Here is a 20,385-nt window from a genome sequence, read left to right on the forward strand (position 1 = left end):
CTTTTGATGAATCTTATGATCACACAACAGAAAGCCAACTTTTCTGAAAAAGATTATGGCTACAATTTTTTCTATAGCGCATAGTAAACTTACAGAACGACTTTAATTCTATAAGTTATTATTTTGCTTTAATCTACGATTTGAGTTCTTCAGCTCATACTTTGATAAGCTATTAATCGCCCAACATGATGACTAAAAAAATCGGGATAGACGACGTATGTTACAACGTTTTTTAAAGAAACTTCCTTTTTATAATAAAACCTGGTTTCAGTTCGTTTTATATGTATTTAAGCGTTTTGAAGCTGATCGGTGCCGTGAACAAGCAGGCTCTCTTACCTATACAACACTATTCGCAGTTGTACCGATGCTAACGGTTTTTTTAGTAATTATTTCTTCAATTAAAGCGTTAGAACCTGCAAGACAACAGCTTCAACATTTAATCTATAGTAACTTTTTACCTAAGAGCACTATCGCATTTGATAAAGCTCTAAATGCTTTTACCGAAAAATCCAGTAATTTAACTGTAATTGGTGTGCTGTTTTTATTTGTCACAACAGTTCTAATGCTGACAACAATTGAAACTGCCTTTAATCGTATTTGGCGAGTAAAAGAAACCCGCAGTGGTATTGTAGGTTTTATGCGCTACTGGACCATTATTTCGCTTGGTCCCATTATCTTAGGTAGTGCCTTTGTTATTTCATCAACTGTTGCATCGATGAATTTATTAAGTAATAACTTTACAGGTTATCAACTTGATGGTGCCTTTCTACTTTGGCTCATTTCTTTTCTTCTTACTGTTTTGGGGTTCTTTATTTTATATTGGACTATTCCCAACCGCACAGTTCCGCTATTTTCAGCAGCAATTGCCGCATGTTTGAGTGCTGTATTGTTTGAAATACTCAAGAACTTATTTGGCTTTTTGATGTCAAACTTTACCAGTTATGAAATTATATACGGAGCATTTGCAGCAGTACCTATTTTTCTATTATGGGTTTTCTTGTCTTGGAATATTGTTTTACTTGGGGTCGAAGTGAGTTTTGCACTTACCGCTTTCCATTCAGGCAAAGAGCAAAAAAGACATCCTGTACTAATGTTACTCGATATTTTAGAACTATTTTATAAAAAGCAAAAAGTTGGTGAAAGTGTAAGTGACAAAGAGGCTTTAGAAATTTTAGGCCGTGGAGAGATTGGGCGCTGGCCTTCATATGTCCTTTTACTTGAAGAGCAAAATTTAGTTAAACGCACAGATAAAGATGAATATGTTCTTGCACGTAATTTGTCTCAAGTCGACTTTTGGACTTTCTTTACCGCTCTTCCATACCCATTACCTTTACGCCAAGATGTTCAAAATGTACATGATGACGATGAATGGATGGAAAAAATTGGTCCTGCCTTAATCGAGTCTAATGATTATTTAGCTGCAAAACTTTCAATTCCTCTTTCAACAATTTTTGAAGAGAAATAGAAAAAATAAAACTATTTATTAATATAAATATCTCCCACTTCTAGATAATAAAAAACCCTACTATTGAAAAAATAATAGGGTTTTTTATTGGAAAATTTAGGAATAGCTTATGCTTTCACAAAAGTTTTCCATACAAAATCTTGCGTTGCACCTTTCAATGTCATTTTTAACTGATCACCCGAGTGTAATGGCCCAACACCAGCAGGTGAACCTGTCATAATTACATCACCTGGTTCTAGTGAAAAGACCTGATTAATATCAGCTAATAGATCACCAATAGTAAACATTAATAATGCCGTATTACCATCTTGACGTAATTCATCATTAATATGGAAAGTGAATTTAGTTTCTTGCCAATCTGTAATTTCGCTCACATCTACCCAATCAGCTAATACACAAGCACCGTCAAAAGCTTTTGCACGTTCCCATGGATGACCTTTACTTTTTAGATCATTCTGTAAATCACGCATTGTTAAATCCAGACCTAATGTTACCGCACCAATTGCTTTTAATGCTTTTGCAGGATCTATTTCACCTTTTAAAGGTTGATCAATGCGTAAAACTAATTCACACTCAAAATGACAACTACCCCAAGCTGGATTCCAGGAAATACCGTCATTTAAACCAATCAAACTACTAGGTGGTTTAATAAATAATATAGGCTTGTCAGGCATAGCATTATTTAATTCTTTGACATGATCAGCATAGCTTCTGCCTACGCAAACGATTTTTGAAGGACGAGTATTCATGAGGCTTCCTTTGTTGTTGCGGCTAATAATTCCAATAATTTATTTCTTAAATGTGTTTTCAAATATCGTTTGATCTGAAGCCTGTGCAAATGCTCGTTTTGGAACAATAATTACAGTTTTGTTTTTTAACTCAATCATGTACGTCAGCTTACCTTTAGCAAAGGTTTGCACATCCGCATATTGCACTACTTGCTTACGTTCACTGGAATAAAGCTCAAAATAATCTTGATAAAGGTCGATTCCCTGCTCACTCTTTCCAAACTGGTAACGAACAAATTGACGTTTAAATAACATCGGTAAAAGCCAATAACGCATCAACCCTTGCATTACTAGAAAAAACAAACCTAATCCAACATAATATCGGCCAACGCCAGAGAAACCTAAATAAAGTCCCCAGATAATAATTGCAATACTAATCGCAGGTGTTAGAAAACGGGTAAATTGTTTTTTCCCAAATGTTACTAACGAAAATCCATCTTGTGATTCTTCTAAATTCAAATAGTAACGTAAAGATAAAGCTGTTTTTTGCTCAGTCATTGCAATGCATCAATACTCAATAAATCGAAACTATTAGAGCATATTCATTTCAGCTTTAAAATGAATCAAAGGCTATTTTTTGTTTTGTTTAAAAGGAGCTGTTATGGTTTGGTTGCAAAATATTTTTCGTTGCATATATGGAACGTAGATTCATATTTTTTGAGCTTATTTCACTTTTTAAAGTTTCTACAATAACAGCGTCACCTTTTTAGTGGAATGTCTCATGTCTTTTTTTGCAAAATTATTTGGCTTAAATCAAAAAGTAACAGTCTCCAAAGATGTGGTTACGCAAACCACTCAAGAGAAGAACCTCTCAAATGAATCAAGCTTTTTAGAATTAATTAAAAAACGTCGTTCAATTTATTCAATAGGAAAGAACTTAAAACAGTCTCCAACTGAAATTGAAAAATTAATTCAAGAGGCTGTAAAACATAGCCCATCTGCATTTAACTCCCAGTCTTCTCGCGTTGTGATTTTATTTGATCAATCCCACCAAAATTTTTGGAATATTGTTTTAGATGTATTAAAAACGCTTATTCCAGCAGAAGCCCTAACAGGAACTGAACAGAAAATTCAAAGTTTTTCGGCGGGTGTAGGTACAGTTTTATTTTTTGAAGACCAGCATGTGATTAAAGGTCTACAAGAGCAATTTGAAACATATGCAGATAATTTTCCAATCTGGTCTGAGCACTCAACAGCAATTGCACAATTTGCGGTATGGAACATACTGGCTGAACAAGGCATTGGTGCTTCTTTGCAACACTATAATCCAATCATTGATGAGAAAATTAATGCCACTTTTAATTTTCCCGCTCATTGGAAATTAAGAGCTCAATTAGTATTTGGTTCAATCGAAGGCGAAGCCGGAGAAAAAGCTTTTATTGAAGATGAAAGCCGCTTTAAAACATTTGGCTAATTTTCTACTTTTAATTTTGTTCAAAGCTGGTTGCCACGGGCACTAGCTTTTAATAGAAATGACAAAAAATAGGCACAAAAAAACCGCTATATATAGCGGTTAATTCTTCAAGTTGGTGCGCTCAGAGAGATTCGAACTCCCGACCCCTTAGTTCGTAGCCAAGTGCTCTATCCAGCTGAGCTATGAGCGCGTACTTGATGTTGCGCATTATACGCATTTTTTAAGGCTTAGGAAGCCTTTTTTCATCTTTCTGTCATCAACCGTCTAGTTCTTAGCCACACTCCTCTTTTACATAAAATAGTAGCTAAAATTATTGAAGACTTTCTTACCTAAGATGTATTTGAAATATTTTTTTTCAAATAAGTTTTATAGACTTTTTGATGTATTTCGCCATATATCTAAAAGCTAAAGTCGACCATTTCACTCAACATTATAGAAATAATATATTTCTAGCTAAGCCTTAACATTATAGACTTCAGTAAAATTTATCTAATATACTGCTTCAAATAAGTGGAAATATAAGAAAAAATATAATTAATTAAAAAAATATTATATAAAAACCATTATTATTTTTACGTCTAAATTAAATGAATTATTCTTTCTTTAAATATTATTTAATATTAAAAAATGTGACCAAAAATACACATTGACAGCTTTTGATATCTAACCAATACTAAATTCCAATTATTGAGATATACATCTCATTAATTATGTAGCGCAATAAATAATACTTACTTAAAAATACATAATTATATAGGAAATAGACCAACATGTTTTTACTAAAAAATCTCGTATCTTCGATTTCAAAAGTTACTCAAGACTTGGGTAATGTTGTATCGGTAAATACCACGGTAAACACGGACTCCTCTGTTGATGCACACGTTTCAACATCAGGCTTACTTTCAAATGTTATTTCTACAGTAACGAATACTGTTACCCACACAACAACAGGCTTAGTTTCTGATGTGATTGGCACTGTAACCGGTACTGTCGACTCTACAAACCCATTAGAAACAGTAACCAATGTTGTAGGTGGTGTAACTGGTGGTTTGATTGGAGGCGTAAGTGGTGGCAATCCTCTTGAAGTAGTCACTGATGTTATAGGTGGTGTGACTGGCGGAACTTCACCAATTTCCCCAGTCATTGATGTCGTTCAAGGTGGTATTGATATTCTTCAGGGTGTCGAAAGCCTAAAAACTGAAATTATCAACACTGGCATTGAAACTGTTGCTGGAACAATCATTGGAGTACTCCCACAAACTGAACATCCTGTTTCTGAAATTGCAGAACTTGGCACATTAACTTTTGAAACTTCTCGCGACACGGTAAATGGTGCTCTTGAAGTTGTTTCTGATTTAGTCGGTGGAGATATCTCAGGCGCAACTGCGTCAGCAACAGGTATTGTTGAAACACTTATCAATAATGGTACAACTGCTACAGGTATTGTCACTGGTGTGGTTGGAAGTGTTACAGATGTAGTTGGTGGCGTAACAGGCGGTGTTAGCGGCAACCCTCTTGAAGTTGTGACTGACATCATCGGTGGCGTAACAGGTGGTGTTGGCGGTAATCCTCTTGAAGTCGTAACCGACATCATCGGTGGCGTAACGGGTGGTATCGGTGGCGGCACATCACCAATTTCTCCAGTAATCGACGTAGTTCAAGGCGGTATCGATATTCTTCAAGGCGTTGAAAGCCTAAAAACTGAAATTATTAATACAGGTATCGACACTGTTGCCGACACAATCATTGGTATTCTCCCACAAACTGAACATCCTGTTTCTGAAATTGCAGACCTCGGCACATTAACTTTTGAAACTTCTCGCGACACGGTAAATGGTGCTCTTGAAGTTGTTTCTGATTTAGTCGGTGGAGATATCTCAGGCGCAACTGAATCAGCAACTAGTATTCTGGGTACACTTATCAATAATGGTACAACTGCTGCTGGTATTATCACTGGTGTTGCAGGAAGTGTTACAAATGTAGTTGGTGGCTTAACAGGCGGTGTTAGCGGCAACCCTCTTGAAGTTGTGACTGACATCATCGGTGGCGTAACAGGTGGTGTTGGCGGTAATCCTCTTGAAGTTGTGACTGACATCATCGGTGGCGTCACAGGCGGTGTTGGCGGTAATCCTCTTGAAGTCGTAACTGACATTATCGGCGGTGTAACAGGCGGCGTTGCTGGTAACCCTCTTGAAGTCGTAACTGACATTATCGGCGGTGTAACAGGCGGCGTTGGTGGTAACCCACTTGAAGTCGTAACCGACATCATCGGCGGCGTAACAGGTGGTATTGGTGGCGGCACATCTCCAATCTCTCCAGTGATCGACGTAGTTCAAGGCGGTATCGATATTCTTCAAGACGTTGAAAGCCTAAAAACTGAAATTATCAACACTGGTATTGATACCGTAGCGGATACGATTATCGGTATTCTTCCACAAGTAGAACATCCTGTTTCTGAAATTGCAGACCTCGGCACATTAACTTTTGAAACTTCTCGCGACACAGTTAATGGTGCTCTTGAAGTTGTATCTGACTTAGTCGGTGGTGATATTCAAGGTGCAACTGAATCAGCGACTGGCATTATCGGTACACTTATTACTAATGGCTCAACTGCAACTGGTCTATTAACAGAAATCCTTGGCGGTGTAACAGGCACTATTGGTGGAGTTACTGGTGGTGATAGCCCTCTTGGCGTAGTAACTGATCTTCTTGGAGGTTTAACTGGTAGTGTTAGCGGCGATAGTCCACTCGGTGTAGTGACTGACCTTCTAGGCGGTTTAACTGGTGGCGTTACTGGTGGTACAGAAAACCCTATTGGTATCGTAACGGATATCGTGGGTAGCTTAACTGGTGGGGTGACTGGTCAAGGTGGCTTAGATGTCATTTCTAATTTACTTGGTGGATTAACAAGTGGCAGCCTACTCGGTGGAGTAACGTCTACAGTAACTAGCGTAACAAATACAACGCATACTATCGTACCTCAGTCATTACTTACTGATAACTTCTTAGATAATTCTTTCCATACTGTTTAATATCATTAAAAGAAAGCCACTTTTATAAGTGGCTTTCTGATTTAATATAGTTTCAAATATTAATTTAATACTAATCAATCTCTTGCCATCTATAATACTTTTTATGTGCTAATTCCAACATTGCATAATCATTAGGAGTATCACCATAAGCATATATGGTCGGGTATTGGCTTAAATCATATTTATTTTTTATTCTATTTACTTTTTCCAAATAACCACAATCACCATCAATAAAATGGCCTGTTAAAATACCATTATGTGTTTCAAGTTGGTTGCATATAACATCTAAACCTAAAGAATGACACCAACTTTCTAAATAAACGCCTAATGATGCAGATACAACAACAATTTGATCACCTTGTTGTTTATGCCAGAAAATACGCTCTAAAGCATTTTCACGAACACATGTAGGAAGTACCTTTTTAGCAAACTCTTGCCCCATATCTTTTAGGGAATTCGCGTCATAACCTACATATCCTACTTGGCAGAGCTTGGTTCGAATAGTTTTATCCGTTACCCAACCAAGTTTATAGCCAGCTATATAGGGTGCAAGCCGAATACCACCGATGAGTTGTGTTTTGCTGTCTAATGAAAATTTAAGAAACAAGCTGAATGTGTCGTTATGAGTGATGGTGCCATCAAAATCAAATAAAGCTAGGTTCATTTATGATTATCTCTAATATAATTAAAAAGTTATAAATTTAGATTTATTAAAATTACTAAAAAATAAGCACAAAAAAACCGCTATAAAAGCGGTTAATTCTTCAAGTTGGTGCGCTCAGAGAGATTCGAACTCCCGACCCCTTAGTTCGTAGCCAAGTGCTCTATCCAGCTGAGCTATGAGCGCGTAACTTGTGTGCCTTTCAGCGATTCGTTCTGTTTTACTTGGTGCGCTCAGAGAGATTCGAACTCCCGACCCCTTAGTTCGTAGCCAAGTGCTCTATCCAGCTGAGCTATGAGCGCATTAAGTAAATGGCGGTGAGAGAGGGATTCGAACCCTCGATACCAGTAATAGGTATGCTTCCTTAGCAGGGAAGTGATTTCAGCCACTCATCCACCTCACCGGAACGAGCCGCCATAATACAAACTAAAACCACATTGTTCAAGTCATCATACTGAAATTTTCTTGTTTTTTAGTTCAATGAATTATTTTTTAAGCAATTTCCTCATTATTTTCGTCTTTTTCGATCAAACGCTTGTTAAGATAGATATTATTTCTTCATCAAAATACCGTAGTGCATAACACATTATTGCAAACCTGAACGTGCAGTTCGGGTCTGCATGGCTTATGCTAAACTTATCTGCCAAGCGTGAAACAAAACGACATGACAAAAAACTGGGCTGACCCTGAAGCGAAAGCTGAAGCTGAACGTTATGACAATCCTATTCCAAGCCGTACTCTGATTTTAGATACGTTGGAACAGTTGCAAACACCACAATCTCATGCAGAGCTTGTCGATCATTTTAATATTCATGACCAAAAAAGTATCGAAGCATTAAGTCATCGTTTAAGTGCTATGGTTCGTGATGGTCAAATCATGAAAGACGGTTTTAAATTTCAGTTGGTGGCAGATCAACCAACATATGAAGCAACTGTTTATATTAATAGTAAAGGTTTAGGTACAGCACATATTGATGGTCAAACTGATCTTTTACTTCCTGAACGTGAATTACGTTTAGTATTTAATGGTGACCGAGTTAGAGTGCGCCAGACTTCAGTAGACCGTAAAGGTAAACCTTGGGGTTTTATCACAGAAGTTTTACAGCATCGTGTTAAACAATTAATTGGTAAATTGTCAGTTCATGAGGGTGAATATTTTATTCAACCCAACAATCCCAATCAGCATCAGCCTATTCCTTTAGAAAAAGAACTCGTAAAACATGCTGGGGCGAATGTTGGCGATATGCTACGTGTTGCAATTGATAGCTATCCGACCCGTGAAGAGTTTTCAACAGCACATATTATTCAGTCTATGGCAGACAAAGCTGATACAGAAATTATCATTCCACAAACTATTCTTGAATTTGGTTTGCCATATGAATTTCCAGATCAGGTATTAAAAGAAGCAGAAAGTTTTAAAGAGCCATCTGCTCAAGACCGTGAAGGTCGTATTGATTTAAGAGATTTGGCATTAGTTACAATTGATGGTGAAGACGCTCGGGATTTTGATGATGCAGTTTATGCAGAAAAACGTCCGGGTGGGGGTTACCGCGTTGTCGTCGCAATTGCCGATGTCAGCCATTATGTACGCTTAGACTCAGCCCTCAACGAAGAAGCTGAGGAACGAGGCACTTCGGTATATTTCCCACACTTTGTATTACCAATGCTACCAGAGGCTTTGTCAAACGGCTTGTGTTCTCTGAATCCTCACGTAGACCGCTTATGTATGGTCTGTGACCTTAAGCTCTCTCGTTCAGGCCGTGTAACTGGTTACGATTTTTATCCGTCGGTTATGCACTCAAAAGCACGTTTGACCTATACACAGGTAGCGCAATACTTTGAAGGCGCAACAGATGCGATTCCAAAAGATCGTGATGTTCATAAATCTTTAAATACACTTTTCCAGCTTTATCAAATTTTGAAAAACTTGCGTGCTGACCGCCATGCAATGGAATTTGAAACCATTGAAACGTACATGACTTTTGATGAGTTGGGTGGAATTAAAGAAATTTTGCCACGTACACGTAATGAAGCACATAAGCTCATTGAAGAATGTATGTTGCTTGCTAACGTTGCTGCAGCTGAATATGCATTAGAGCATGATGTTCCGATGTTATATCGTGTGCATGAAGCTCCAGAGTTTTCACGTATTCAGAAAGTAAAAGACTTTGTTAAATTGCTTGGTCTACCCTTCCCTGACCAACCAACTCAAGCAGACTATCAAAAAGTTATTGAAGCGACCAAAGACCGTATTGATGCACCAAGTATTCATGCCGTTTTATTACGCTCAATGATGCAAGCTTATTATGGTGCAAAAAATGCGGGGCACTATGGTTTGGCTTATGAAGCCTATACCCATTTCACTTCGCCAATTCGTCGTTACCCAGATTTATTATTGCACCGTGCTATTAAAGCACACTTGAAACAAAAGCCTTATCCACTCTCTGGTGCAGCGCTTGATGATGCTGGTGAACATTTTTCTCAAACTGAACGCCGTGCAGATGAAGCTTCTCGTAGCGTAACAACTTGGTTGAAGTGTCACTACATGCAACAGCATTTGGGTGACGAGTTTATTGGTATCGTAAGTGCAGTAACCGAATTTGGTTTATTTATCACACTTAAAGATCTATATGTCGATGGCATGATTCATATTAGCCAACTCGGCGATGACTTCTTTATTTATGACCAAGCGAGCCAAAATCTGGTAGGTCAAAATCGTGGTCAAGTCTTTGGTTTAGGCGATGAAGTTAAAATTCAGGTGGCTGGCGTAAATCTTGAAGAACGTAAAATTGACTTCCAGCTTCTTCAACAAGTCACGCATGCTGGAAGAGTGGTTCGTAGCCGAGCTCCACGCACAACGAAAACATCTTCACAGGCAACTGAAGAAGTTTTCAGTAAACCAACAAGTAGTGATGGTGAAAGACCTGTTCATAAAAAGAAAGAAAAAGCTAAGGCGAGTTCTTATACTAAAAAGTCTGGTAAAAAACCTTCTGCAAAAGCCGAAAGTAAACCAGAAAAAGTAAAGAAAAAGTCTAAGCCTAAAAAGAAAAAGGCCAATGCAAAATCAAAGGCTGAATAATTAAACACTAGATGTTGCCAGCCTAGAAATAAGTCCCGATTTGGGACTTATTTCTTTTTAAAAAGCTTATTTTGCACATTAAACTTGATTTCTGGCTTGAGAGGACCTACATCTAATAACATGTTTAAAAAATAATGTGGCTAACAGCAATGACTTTACAGCAAGCGACCTTACCAACCCCGCGTTTTGATGAAATTGAATTAGAAAATTTAAAACAAGACATCCAACAAGCGATTCAAGCAGGCCAAGAATTTTTAAATACTCTTACCGCTGTACCTACCGATACCGCTCAACAACTTGCCGTACTTGAACAAGTCGATACACTTGAAAATAACCTCAGTGAATCATGGGGTGTTTTATCACATTTAAATGCGGTGATGAACAATGCTGAAACCAGAGAAGTCTATCAATCGTTATTACCGGCCTTGAGTGAATATTACACTCAACTTGGTCAACACACGGCGCTCTATCAAACTTATCAGCATATCCATGATGGTCAGGGTTATACCTCTCTTAGTCCAGCCCAACAAAGTGCTATTCGACTCGCTTTACGTGATTTTAAACTTTCTGGTGTGGCTTTAGAGGGTGAAGAGAAAAAACGCTATGCAGATATTTCTGCTCGCCTTTCACAGCTTTCTTCTGATTTTTCTAACCATGTACTTGATGCAACACAAGCATACTTTAAACCGCTTACAGAAACTGAGCTAAAAGGTCTTCCTGAAAGTAATGTTGAGTTATTAAAACAATACGGTAAACAACGTGAACTCGATCAAGCTGTAGCAACTCTAGATTTCCCAGCTTATTTTGCAATCATGACTTATGCAGATGACCGCGCTTTGCGTGAAGAGCTTTACAGAGCTTATGTCACTCGTGCATCTGATCAGTCTGAACAAACTGAGTTTGATAACAGCAAAATTATGGAAGAAATTTTAAGTCTTCGTCAGGAAATGGCGAAGCTACTTGGTTTCAATAACTACGCTGAATATTCTCTTGCAAGTAAAATGGCACCAGATGTAAAAACGGTACATGACTTTTTAGTTGATCTCGCTGAGCATGCTCGCGCCCCTGCTCTTCAAGAAGTTGCTGAACTTAAAGAGATTGCCAAACAAGATGGTGTTGACGAACTTAGACCTTGGGATAGTACTTACTATTCTGAAAAGCTCAAACAGCAACAATTCAACTTATCGCAAGAAGCATTAAAACCGTACTTTCCTGCACCTAAAGTCATTCAGGGTTTATTCCAGATCGTGCAGCGCTTATATGGTATTAGCATCATCGAAAGACAAGCACCAGTCTGGCATCCAGATGCACGTTATTTTGAATTAGAAGACCAAGGCCAAGTGATTGGTGGCTTCTTCTTTGACATCTATGCACGTACGGGTAAACGTGGCGGTGCGTGGATGAATGGTTTCCGCTCACGCATGCAAACTGTTCATGGTTTACAAAAACCAATTTGCTACATGGTGTGTAACTTCACGCCTCCAGTAGGTGATCAGCCAGCCTTACTGACTCATGATGAAGTCATTACCCTGTTCCACGAATTTGGACATGGTTTACATCACATGCTAACCGAAGTAGATAATATTTCAGTTGCAGGAACTCATGGTGTTGCTTGGGATGCAGTAGAGCTACCAAGCCAGTTCATGGAATTCTGGTCATGGGATAAAGAAAGCCTAGATGTATTAAGTGAACACATCGATAGTAAACAAACTTTGCCACAAGAATTACTCGATGCTTTATTAAATGCACGATTCTTCCAGTCTGGTATGCAAACTTTACGTCAGCTTGAATTTGCATTGTTTGATTTGACTATTCACACTAAAACACCTGCTTTGAATAGTGAGCAAATTCAGCAGACCTTAGATGACATTCGTAAGCAGTATGCAGTTGTTCCTGCTGTAGATTACAACCGCTTCCAGCATAGCTTCAGTCATATTTTTGCTGGTGGTTATGCGGCAGGTTATTATTCTTACAAATGGGCAGAAGTTTTAGCAAGTGATGCATTTGACCGTTTTGAACACGAAGGTATTTTCAACACTCAAACTGGCAAAGAATTCCGTCAGGCAATCTTAGCAGTGGGTGGTAAAGATACTGCACTTGAAGCATTTGTGAGTTTCCGTGGCCGTGAACCTAAAATTGATGCACTGTTACGTCATCAAGGTTGGACGAATGACAGTAAAACCGCTTAAACTATGGGCCTAAATTGATCGTGTGGTTAGGGTGATAAAGATGAAAAAACGTTTCATTGCTGGGGCTAAATGTCCAAAATGTGAAGCAACAGATCGGATTGTCATGCTAACCACCGCTGAAGACGAATGGATTGAATGTATCGAATGCGGTTATAGTGAAAATCGTCCGACTCATATTGATGAGCCTGAAGCGCCCGCTGTACCTGATGAAGTTGGAGTAATACAGTTCAAGCCTCGTCGTCCTGACTAAAGGTCTTAGAGATGCCACTACAAAGAAAACAAAACTCAAAACTATTGTGGATTTTAATTGGGGGCTTAAGCATTCTTGTAGTGCTTTTTTTAGCTGCACAATGGTTTTTCAAAAAAACCGAGTCATCCGCACCAATTGTTGATCCTCAACCTGTTTCGACACCCGCTCCCGTTAAAACCACGGATCCATCATCAAGCTCAGAACCTGTAGAAGAAACTGCAAGTTCACAACAGCTTGTGAATGAAGATGTACTCAAACAGCCTGTACCAGCTCAAGAGTCTTTAGCAAAAGAAGAAGTGTCTAAACTCGATGACATCCATCGCCAGCTAAAAGATCAGGAAGCAACTTTAAAAGCTCAGCATGCTGATGCTGATCAATTAACAAAACTCAAAGAAGAACAAGTTAAATTGCTTGAAGCTCAGCTCAAACAGCAATAGTTTTCCAATGGGGAAAAAAAGCTAAAGATAGATAACTTTAGCTTTTTTTATTTTAATTAATAACTCCAGCCATTCTTTTTTCCTAAATTTATTGAATCCTCTTAATACAAAAAGCCCTCCATTTAGGAAGGCTTTTTTGTATAACCTATACTTTAATTTAAGTTAATGGTACCAACCGAATAACTTAAATACATATGGTACATAAGTAACCAATACCAGTGATGAGAATAAGACAATAATTGGTAGCAACCAGCGCTCATAACGGAAGTAGAAGCTTGTATATTTCTCTTTCGCTTCAGCATCAGCAGCGTTCACTTCATCATCTCCGACGGACAACCGCGTGAGTAGATGGTTCAAGGCAACTGGTGGAGTTACATAACCAAATTCGAATGCAACCAACACAATCATCCAGAAGTGAATTGGATGAATACCATTTTCGTACGCTACAGGCGCAATGGTTGCAGCAACTAAAATTACAGCACCAAATGGATCTGTACACATACCAATAATAGCAAGTAACAGTGCAATACATGCCAGTGATATATAGATACTGCCTAAATGAGTCGGCAATAATTCAACCACTTCAGAACGTTCAATTAAACCCCCAACACTTGCAGACAATGCCATCAGGATAATTAGTGCGCCAATATGGCCTACAGTTTCTGAAGTTGCAAAGCGAAGCGCTCCACCAAAACCAAGACGGAACTGAGAACTATGCGGATCATGTGCTCGAAGGAATGGTGATTTCTGTTCGTGTTCACGAACAATCGCCTCATGAATATTGATCGCAGGATCTTCTTTTGGCGCTACCAATTTGTCATACAAAATCATTGCGATCAGCACTAATGGCAAAATTACTGGAGCAGTAAATTCATTCATTCCTGTGTCTAATGCATATTTATAAATAGCAAGAACAACAGCAGTGATCAGAATGTATGGAATTACAGGTATAAAGGCGCGCATCATGCCTGGAATCGCAACTTTTGGCGAATTTACACGGAACTTCTCTTCAGCCAAGAGTAATGAAACACCCAAGAAAATAAATGCTGTTAACCAAAATACATAAACACCATGGCCAAACAACTCATCGGACGTTACATGACGGCTGTCCAGCATCGCAATTAAAACGACCAGTAGACATGGACGTACTACTACCCCTAAAGAACCAGACATTGCAGATACAGCCAATGCATATTGACGGCGAGCACCCGCATTCCAGACTTCTTTATAAATAATTGCACCTGCTGCAATAACGAAAATACCTGACGCGCCTGTATAAGCCGTCGGTACCGCAGCTGCAATTAGAATCAACCATGTTAAAGTTTCTGGTGCCAAATTCCATGGGCGAAGCACATTAAGGAACAAGTCCATAACGCGTGTTTGAGTTAAAAGCATACCTGCCCAAATAAACAAGGCAAGGTTTAAGAAAATACCTGAGAATTCAACCAATAAACCAAGGTAAATCCCTTGCCCCATTGGATAATCCATAAAGAATGTGAATACTATGCCCGTAATCAAAGCCATGTAAGCATATAAAGGCACACTTAGTAGAGCTAAGCCAATATTACCGCCTTCACGTTTTGGTGGAGGTGAAATAAATAATTGATAAAGACTAATCAAAGTCAGAACAACAAATAAAATCATCCATATCCAGTAAATAGTTACTGTTTCATAGGTAGGTGTCACCCCAGAATTGATAACTGAACGATACTGGCTAATTACAGAGAAACTGAGTAGAGCATTAGCAACCACCATAAAGATGGAATAGACTTTATAATCTATTTTTGTTGCCGGATTACGTAAGCCAATATGGTGAAATTTTAACGATGCGGTAATCGCAGAAATTAGAACCATAAAAATCAGTAAAATTGCTCGATTTTCTGTACCAAATTTAAAAATACCAAAGAAGCCTGTTTCGATGGCGCGATAAGTACGTACCCCTGGGTTAGCTTCGATATATTTAATTGTCTTGTCATACGCCTGATATTTCTCATCACATTGTTGCTGCGCTGCGAGAAGCGATGCACGGACATCACTTTCTGAAGCTGCACCAAAGAAACTCGAAAAATCGTCAGATGCATTCGCTTTCATTTGTTCTTTGACTTGAGCATCGATATTTGGATGTCGATCACAAGTCGGTTTTTCAGGTTCAGCACGCAAAAATGAATATTGCATGCCTATCGCAGGATCACCATAAAGACGTTCCCCGATACGTAATAATTGCCCGTGGATCATCTCCCCGGTACCAATGATTAGTGTCATTAATAGTAGAATGAGGATAACGAATGTTGAGATCCATTCGTTCCAGATATAACCCAACAGACCTAATCCAGATCTTTTTTCTTGATGTTCTTGCATAAATATTCCAATTTTGTTCTCCCAAAAACCTGAAAAACAGGAGTTTGAGTCATGCAATTTTCTTGGTCAGGGGTTAATTCCTTCCCCCTTCTACCAATCCCTTTATTCAACGATCAAATTTGCATCAAACTTTATTAATAAAGAATGACTAAAATCACTTTTTTAACAGTTTGTATTGTCAATATTTCTTTTTTAATCTTTGAGCAAGCCAATAGCAGCCCCCAAAGATTGCTCCACCAATTGCTCCATATAAGTGAGCTTCAGTTAAAACTGGGCTCCCTATTAACTGGGCAGTTCCTGTTTGCCCAAAAGTATTTTCCCATATCAGTTTTGCAATAATTAATCCTAAGACCAGAAAAGCAAAATTCCGTTCTTTACGATATTGCAAATAAACTAAAGCAACTGCTGTATAGAGCCCATGTAAAACACCTGACAAACCAGCATATGCCTCGATATAAGGTAAATAAAAATAGAAGACCAAGCTAATGAAAGGTGGCAACAGTAAAAGTAGACTTAAAAGATGCCACGCTTTGGTGTGCGGAAAAATAAACGGTAAACAGGCGAATGCCATCATATTTAAAAGGAAATGAATCCACCCAACGTGTACCCAATGTGCAGTCCATAAACGCCAGAATTCACCAAGTAAACTTTCCCGCCAATAAATAAAAGTATCAGGAAATACTTGTAGACATGCAGATATGGAAATGCACACTGCGACCAAAAGCACTTTATTATTCAGTACATGATCTTTCATGGCACACTCCTTGAAATTAAACTTCTTACAACTATTGTAGAACTTAACAATAGACTCGCAAGAAGTTAGTCTTCCAAATATGTTTACTGTGCTGCTGGTGGAGCAGATGAATCCGCAGGAGCTTCAGATGCGGCTCCGCCATCAAATAACTCATCTAGCTCTGCTGCACCTTCGTTCTTATCATCCCAGAAATGTGACATGCCATCATCTCCAGTACGCACACCAGTATGCTCAGTCCAGTAGCGGTCAGAAATACCGCGTACAATCAGACCTGCCATACTATCGATTAACTTAAAGTTCGGATTAACAGGCTTATCATCAGCTTGAGAAGCGGCATATGATCTTAATGCATCACGGATTTTTGCATCATCACCACTTGCTTGAGCAGCTACTGCATATAAAGCATGAGATAAGCGAACACCTTTTTGCTCGCCAATCTGCATTGACTGTTTTAGAGTTTGGTATGGATCAGGTTTCCCTTCATCTGCCCCAGGTAATAAAGTCCAGATAACAGCACGCGTTGCGTTAGGCGCTCCCCAAAATTTTTCATTATCTAGACAAACCATGCCACGCTCTACAATAGCGGCGATATCCTTTGGAACATTGACTGCGCCACCAGAGTTAATATCATTGGTCACAGCCTGAAGGCCACTAATCATTCCAAGTAAATAAACTGTTTGATCAGTATCACTACGCATTGTTGGACAAGAATCACCTAAATGGTATTTATATTTAGATTCCCAACGATCAGCAAACAACTTATAGCCTGTATATTGACGCTCAGCAGCAATTGCTGCCCAACGCTTTTGTGCAATACGTGCATCTTGAGCTTCAGTTACTTGCCCTGCTTTTGATGCACGCAAATAACGTAATTCCTGTTCTAATGCTTGATTCTCAGCACATACACCTGAAGCCGCATACATTAATACCGCAACACGCGTTGGATCTGCACCCATACCTTTAGTAGACATGATTGCTGGTGTTAAAGCACTACCAGTATTACAAACCATTTCAGCATCTTGCATTGCCAGAATAGGCGGAACGACGTGCTTTTCCGTAAAACCTAAAGCAACATTTGCTCCGGTTTTCACGACGTATGAACAACCTGATAAAACTGAAGCTGCAAGAAAACTCATCGCCAAACCTTGGCTTATTTTTTGGACTTTAGACATCTTCCTGTCCTCTATGTAATTTGTTTTTTCCTTTTCAGATGTACATTAGCAGATGCATATCTTGAATAAAAGAGTAATTACTCTAATTGTAGCGCTTATACTTTGACACACTTCACAGCAGATAAAATTGACAGTTTTTCAGGGAAACAGAAATTTTAGGCAAAAAAAAGTAGCATTGCGACGGTTCAGCACATGCTACTTATTAACTGAGATAAGCTTTTAACGGCTTATATTATTTTTGTTCTATATAATCCTTAAGTAAAGTTCCTGCTCTTCCTACTACCACAGCCATAACTACTGCAATTAACAGAAACATCCACATTGAAATCTCCATGAGAGACCTCCTTACTACAATCGCACCCAATTATAAACTGGACACTTGATGAAATTAATCGACTAACCAATTTAATAATTGACTGATCGACGACCTTGCATCCTCTGTCTCTTAACTTTGTTAAAATTAACTCTGTTAAGATGTTCCCTGAGTAAAGTTCCTGCTCTTCCGATCACCACTGCCAAAATGATGGCAATGACCAAGAACGACCATGTTGGCATCTCCATTTTGAGACCTCCGACACACTTTACGTTGGTGTTTGTACTTTAACCGATCAAATAGATACCCATAGGTGAAATTGTCAGACAATTGTATTTCCTTAGCTTTTTTCTATATTTTAATTAGACAATCCTGATCTCAAATAAAAAAATAAAGATTAAGTTATTGTTTTTTATAATTTTTAAATAAATATACAAATGTAGAATTGTCTAACAATTAATGAAGTTTCTGTAAGACTTTTAACTTTTTCCAATACTGTAAAGGAAGTTGATCAAACCAAATTATGGCTACCTTCGTAAGTGCCCCCTCAAAATAAACAATCATAAATAGCTGATAATCAATTATTTTATTAATTTCTACACGGTGAATCACTTTTTTAGGAAGATAAACAACTGACCAAGATTTTTGATCTAAATATGCAATTTGAGAAATTCGTGATTGTTTTAAAAACAATAGAAAACCAATAGATAAAAGGATCAGGCTAACTAGCCACCACATAGGTGATAACAACTGATAAAGTAGGATTGCTAAACTCAAGCCAATAAAAAGCTGAAATATTATCGAGAAACGACTATATTTCAGCTCAAAATTCAATTCTTTTATCAAAACAGTTTAGCCATGTACGTACTGTTTTAATTTATAAATAAATTCACGTAACTCTGTGCGTGGAGGTTCAGAAACTTCCATGAACCAATCTAGCAAATCTGGATCTTCTTGTTCCACTAATTCTGCAAATAAGGCCTTCTCTGCCGGATCCGCAGTTAGATAATAGTTTTTTACATAAGGGTCAAAATAGACGTCAATTTCTTTTAAGCCGCGGCGTGCTCGATAAATTACTTTACGTTCTTCCAAGGTCATTTCGTCAGACATTTATTTCCCCATCTGCGTTGATAGTGCGCCTAGTTTACCTGATCACATTCCAAAGATCGCTAAAAATATCAAATTGACCAAATTTATCATCTTGTCCTCATAATTGAGCATTCATCACATTGTTCGCTATGAAATGCTTCCGTATGTTTAAGGAAATAACATCACACCTGAACCAAGGAAGAAATACAAATGCAATCTGGTGCCATCCGTCCTATTCCAAATATGTTACCGAGAAAACTATTTAACGAAGAGCATGAAGCTTTCCGCGAGACAGTACGTAAATTCTATGAAAAGGAAGTTGTTCCCAATATTGAAAAATATGAAAAACAGCAACATGTTGATCGAGACCTTTGGAATAAGGCCGGAGAATTAGGTCTTCTTTGCACCACAATGCCAGAGCAATATGGTGGGTCTGGAGTAGACCGTTTGTACAGCATGATCTTAATCGAAGAACAAGCTTATGCTATGGACTCAAGTACGGGCTTCTCTTTGCATTCAGATATCGTTGCCAATTATGTAAATAACTTTGGTAATGAAGAACAAAAACAAAAGTGGCTACCGAAAATGGCAACCGGAGAAGTGGTCACGGCTATTGCCATGACTGAGCCTGGTACTGGTTCTGATTTACAAGCAGTGAGAACCACCGCTGTACTTGATGGTGATGATTATGTCATTAATGGTTCTAAAATTTTCATTACCAATGGCTACTTATGTGACATGGTCGTGGTTGTTTGTAAAACGGGTAATAACGACAAAGGTTCAGCGAACTTATCACTCATTATTGTTGAAGCAGACAGAGCTGGTTTTAGCAAAGGTAAGCCTCTTAATAAAATTGGAATGAAAGGCCAAGATACGTGCGAATTATTTTTTGATAATGTTCGTGTTCCTAAAGAAAATCTCTTAGGTATGGAAGGCATGGGCTTTTTCATGCTCATGAAAGAATTGGCTTGGGAACGAATGCTAGTCGCTATTATTTGTCAGGCAGGCGCTGAAGCTGCATTTGCACATACTGTCCAATATACAAAAGATCGTAAAGCATTTGGCAAACCTGTTAGTGCATTTCAAAATACGCGTTTTAAACTTGCTGAACTGAGAACAGAAATAGATTTCTGCCGTACCTATCTAGATCGTTGTATGGAATTACAACTTGAAGAAAAATTGAGTGTGGAAGCGGCCGCAGCTGCTAAATATAAAATTTCAGACATGTTCTCAAAAGTTGTAGATGAATGTCTTCAATTACATGGCGGTTATGGTTACATGCTTGAATATCCAATTGCACGTGCCTACATAGATCACCGAGCAAATCGAATTTATGCAGGTACCAATGAAATTATGAAAGAATTAATTTCTAGAACACTTTAAT

16 protein-coding genes and 4 tRNA genes are annotated in these 20,385 nt (G+C 38.3%); 8 read left to right on the plus strand and 12 right to left on the minus strand.

Features of this window, described 5'->3' with window-relative positions:
* Positions 1–217: 217 nt before the first annotated feature.
* Positions 218–1,465 carry a YihY family inner membrane protein gene (locus ACS125_RS01560; RefSeq protein WP_004789583.1) on the plus strand — a complete coding sequence of 416 codons (1,248 nt, stop codon included), beginning with the start codon at positions 218–220 and terminating at the stop codon, positions 1,463–1,465.
* Positions 1,466–1,572: 107 nt separating this feature from the next.
* Here the strand turns inward: ACS125_RS01560 and ACS125_RS01565 are convergent, their stop codons facing one another.
* Entirely contained in the window at positions 1,573–2,214 is a 642-nt protein-coding gene (locus ACS125_RS01565; RefSeq protein WP_443270188.1) for a fumarylacetoacetate hydrolase family protein, read from the minus strand.
* Between the two features lie 39 nt (positions 2,215–2,253).
* Entirely contained in the window at positions 2,254–2,751 is a 498-nt protein-coding gene (locus ACS125_RS01570; RefSeq protein WP_238612737.1) for a YcxB family protein, read from the minus strand.
* Positions 2,752–2,974: 223 nt separating this feature from the next.
* Here ACS125_RS01570 and ACS125_RS01575 point away from each other — a divergent pair, with 223 nt between their 5' ends.
* A complete protein-coding gene (locus tag ACS125_RS01575; protein WP_443270191.1) occupies positions 2,975–3,667 on the plus strand; it encodes a nitroreductase family protein in 693 nt (230 codons plus the stop codon).
* A gap of 113 nt (positions 3,668–3,780) precedes the next feature.
* On the opposite strand, the gene ACS125_RS01580 is transcribed toward ACS125_RS01575, so the two are convergent.
* A tRNA-Arg gene (locus ACS125_RS01580) sits at positions 3,781–3,857 on the minus strand.
* A 580-nt stretch (positions 3,858–4,437) separates the two neighbouring features.
* On the opposite strand from ACS125_RS01580, the gene ACS125_RS01585 reads away from it, so the two are divergent.
* On the plus strand, positions 4,438–6,699 hold the full coding sequence (locus ACS125_RS01585) for a hypothetical protein (protein WP_443270193.1): 2,262 nt from the start codon (positions 4,438–4,440) through the stop codon (positions 6,697–6,699).
* A 70-nt stretch (positions 6,700–6,769) separates the two neighbouring features.
* Here the strand turns inward: ACS125_RS01585 and ACS125_RS01590 are convergent, their stop codons facing one another.
* The 4 genes from ACS125_RS01590 to ACS125_RS01605 all read right to left on the minus strand — a co-directional run bounded on the left by ACS125_RS01590 (position 6,770) and on the right by ACS125_RS01605 (position 7,763).
* Entirely contained in the window at positions 6,770–7,363 is a 594-nt protein-coding gene (locus ACS125_RS01590) for an HAD-IB family hydrolase (protein ID WP_440203263.1), read from the minus strand.
* 106 nt (positions 7,364–7,469) lie between these two features.
* Positions 7,470–7,546 (minus strand) — tRNA-Arg (locus ACS125_RS01595).
* Positions 7,547–7,585: 39 nt separating this feature from the next.
* Positions 7,586–7,662: transfer RNA gene (locus ACS125_RS01600), tRNA-Arg, on the minus strand.
* Positions 7,663–7,672: 10 nt separating this feature from the next.
* Positions 7,673–7,763: transfer RNA gene (locus ACS125_RS01605), tRNA-Ser, on the minus strand.
* Between the two features lie 261 nt (positions 7,764–8,024).
* On the opposite strand from ACS125_RS01605, the gene rnr reads away from it, so the two are divergent.
* From rnr to ACS125_RS01625, 4 genes are all read left to right on the plus strand, one after another.
* Positions 8,025–10,439 carry a ribonuclease R gene (rnr, locus tag ACS125_RS01610; protein ID WP_013196788.1) on the plus strand — a complete coding sequence of 805 codons (2,415 nt, stop codon included), beginning with the start codon at positions 8,025–8,027 and terminating at the stop codon, positions 10,437–10,439.
* 134 nt (positions 10,440–10,573) lie between these two features.
* The gene (locus ACS125_RS01615) at positions 10,574–12,628 is read left to right on the plus strand and encodes a M3 family metallopeptidase (RefSeq protein WP_443270196.1); all 2,055 of its coding nucleotides are present in this window, start codon (positions 10,574–10,576) and stop codon (positions 12,626–12,628) included.
* 40 nt (positions 12,629–12,668) lie between these two features.
* Positions 12,669–12,878 (plus strand): YheV family putative zinc ribbon protein, encoded by a 210-nt coding sequence (locus ACS125_RS01620; protein WP_004639498.1) that lies wholly within the window; start codon positions 12,669–12,671, stop codon positions 12,876–12,878.
* A gap of 11 nt (positions 12,879–12,889) precedes the next feature.
* The gene (locus ACS125_RS01625; protein ID WP_443270199.1) at positions 12,890–13,315 is read left to right on the plus strand and encodes a hypothetical protein; all 426 of its coding nucleotides are present in this window, start codon (positions 12,890–12,892) and stop codon (positions 13,313–13,315) included.
* A gap of 162 nt (positions 13,316–13,477) precedes the next feature.
* On the opposite strand, the gene ACS125_RS01630 is transcribed toward ACS125_RS01625, so the two are convergent.
* The 5 genes from ACS125_RS01630 to ACS125_RS01650 form a co-directional block, all read right to left on the minus strand.
* On the minus strand, positions 13,478–15,673 hold the full coding sequence (locus tag ACS125_RS01630) for a TRAP transporter large permease subunit (protein ID WP_443270201.1): 2,196 nt from the start codon (positions 15,671–15,673) through the stop codon (positions 13,478–13,480).
* 178 nt (positions 15,674–15,851) lie between these two features.
* Positions 15,852–16,427 carry a rhombosortase gene (gene rrtA / locus ACS125_RS01635; protein ID WP_004789598.1) on the minus strand — a complete coding sequence of 192 codons (576 nt, stop codon included), beginning with the start codon at positions 16,425–16,427 and terminating at the stop codon, positions 15,852–15,854.
* Positions 16,428–16,510: 83 nt separating this feature from the next.
* Positions 16,511–17,599, minus strand: coding sequence for a hypothetical protein (locus ACS125_RS01640; RefSeq protein ID WP_004789599.1), 1,089 nt, complete (start codon positions 17,597–17,599; stop codon positions 16,511–16,513).
* Positions 17,600–18,368: 769 nt separating this feature from the next.
* Positions 18,369–18,758, minus strand: coding sequence for a hypothetical protein (locus ACS125_RS01645; RefSeq protein ID WP_151963920.1), 390 nt, complete (start codon positions 18,756–18,758; stop codon positions 18,369–18,371).
* 6 nt (positions 18,759–18,764) lie between these two features.
* Positions 18,765–19,022, minus strand: coding sequence for an FAD assembly factor SdhE (locus ACS125_RS01650; protein WP_005301304.1), 258 nt, complete (start codon positions 19,020–19,022; stop codon positions 18,765–18,767).
* Between the two features lie 189 nt (positions 19,023–19,211).
* On the opposite strand from ACS125_RS01650, the gene ACS125_RS01655 reads away from it, so the two are divergent.
* Positions 19,212–20,384 (plus strand): acyl-CoA dehydrogenase family protein, encoded by a 1,173-nt coding sequence (locus ACS125_RS01655; RefSeq protein ID WP_151963919.1) that lies wholly within the window; start codon positions 19,212–19,214, stop codon positions 20,382–20,384.
* Position 20,385: the final 1 nt, after the last annotated feature.

Source organism: Acinetobacter sp. PFS20, from assembly GCF_052261015.1.
Taxonomy (GTDB): domain Bacteria; phylum Pseudomonadota; class Gammaproteobacteria; order Pseudomonadales; family Moraxellaceae; genus Acinetobacter.